At 40.2% G+C, this 929-nt stretch carries 1 protein-coding gene; it reads right to left on the bottom strand.

Annotation, left to right across the window (positions count from 1 at the left end):
* The coding region (locus DXB92_RS13240; protein WP_147330087.1) for an RHS repeat domain-containing protein at positions 1 to 929 on the bottom strand (929 nt) is incomplete at both ends.

Raw genomic sequence — 929 nt, 5'->3', positions numbered from 1 at the left:
GTTACAGTCAGTGCATTACCATTCAGATCATAGGTTGTTGCACCAGAGTTATAGCCTGTGCTGTCAGTCGTTCTTACCAAATGTCCCCACGCATCATATTCATAATTCGTGGTCATGTAGTCAGAATCATTTGTGCTGTTCAAACCCGTGTACATTTTGGTTTGGATACCAGCATTGTTGTAGAAATATTTGGTGATATTCTTCTCACCATTAGACGTGCCGTCACTCAATGTTACCTGTGTCAGCAACCCCTGTGCATTGTACTGATTTTCAGTTACACTATACTTTACTGTATCCGAATCCTGCTTTTGAACAGTTTGCTTTGCAAGCGTTACATTACCATTCTTGTCATACTGATTTTCCGTCACAGAGTAGTTGACGGATCCATTCGATTTAGTATTGAACGGTGTGTAGGTCTTAGTAACCTTGTTCAGATAACCATACTCATACTTCGTGATGTTTCCCAATGCATCTGTTTGACGAGCAAGCTGTCCATTGGCATAGTATGCACTAGTTCGCTTGGTTTCACCATTTGTTTTTTCGTAAATTGTGTGTTCCTTGATATCGGTCAGCGTTTCGGAAATAACCTGCTTGTTTTCAGTAATATAAGTCGTTTTAGTTGTTTTCAGACCCTTACAGGAGTGAGAAGCTGAAGTATCAAGTGCAGAATAAATGTCAAAATTGTATCCTGCAAATTCATAGGATGTCTTCGTTAAAATTTGCTTTGTGCCATTTTCACTGCCCAAGAAATATGTTGCCTTTTCTCTTTGAAGACCATCATACGCCGTCAGATTCATTGTGCCGTCTGGATTGGTTTTCTTGATTACCTGTCCGTAAGCGTCATACACATAAGAGGTAATATTACCTTCTGCATCCGTTTCTGATTTTTTGTTTCCGTCCGGATAATAAGTTGTCAAGCTGCCGTGGCT

Source organism: Ruminococcus sp. OM06-36AC, from assembly GCF_003438725.1.
Classification (GTDB): domain Bacteria; phylum Bacillota; class Clostridia; order Oscillospirales; family Ruminococcaceae; genus Ruminococcus_C; species Ruminococcus_C callidus.
Note: the sequence above shows the minus strand (reverse complement) of the source record. Positions and strands in the feature narration are given on the sequence as shown.